The organism is Bradyrhizobium sp. 142, from assembly GCF_023074015.1.
Taxonomy (GTDB): domain Bacteria; phylum Pseudomonadota; class Alphaproteobacteria; order Rhizobiales; family Xanthobacteraceae; genus Bradyrhizobium.
This window is the reverse complement of record NZ_JADPKQ010000423.1, coordinates 1-717: the sequence shown is the minus strand read 5'-3', so window position 1 is coordinate 717 and position 717 is coordinate 1. Positions and strand designations below refer to the sequence as shown.

The 717-nt window shown below is 61.6% G+C and carries 1 protein-coding gene and 1 pseudogene; one reads left to right on the top strand and one right to left on the bottom strand.

Annotation, left to right across the window (positions count from 1 at the left end):
• Window positions 1–180, top strand: a 180-nt coding sequence (locus tag IVA82_RS39065; RefSeq protein WP_247493842.1) for an integrase core domain-containing protein, incomplete at its 5' end; no start/stop codon positions are given.
• A gap of 50 nt (window positions 181–230) precedes the next feature.
• Here the strand turns inward: IVA82_RS39065 and IVA82_RS39060 are convergent.
• Window positions 231–717: pseudogene (locus IVA82_RS39060) on the bottom strand (transposase); the annotation flags it as partial.

The following is a 717-nucleotide window of genomic DNA, read 5'->3' as shown; positions in this document are numbered from 1 at the left end:
GACAACGTCTTCGTCGAGCGGCTATGGCGCAGCGTTAAATACGAGGAGGTCTATCTGCGAGCCTACGAAACCGTCGGCGAGGCGCGACATTCGATCGGCCGAAGGCCCCATTCGAGCCTTGACGACATGACCCCGGATCAAGCCTACTTCAACCTTCCGCCGCTCCGCGTGGCGGCCTAATCTCGGCAGAGGCTCCACTTATCGACGCGGAAAGTCTGTTCAGACAAGCGGGACCAGCTCTGGCCTTCGACCGCGACCAGCGTTTCAATTGATGTTCCCGCTGGGCACCAGGTGGTGAAGAAGGCGAGGTCATCATCGGCGATGCGACGACGGATCAGTAGACCGCGCGTCCATAAACCATCATTTGCGCTGTTGAACTGCTCGGCCTCGAGGTCGGCCAATTCGAGATAACACCAGTCGTGCAGCCGCGGTCCCTTGGTTCCGGCTCCCGCCGACAGGCGCTTCCAGTCGGACGGGCGCCGCGTCCGGGCGAGGTCCGCGGCCGTACCGGCGACCGGCGGTCGCTTGCCCCAGGATCGAAACACATGAGCGCTGCTGACCCCAAGCACGTAGCCTTTGCCTGCCCGCCGTAGTTGCTGTTCGATGTCGCCAACACCGTAGACCGTATCACCGGCAACCCACTTGAATGGTACAGACGCGGCTATCGCACGTGCGATCATTCTCGTCGCAAGCTTTGGTTTGGTCGCAAAGCCGACA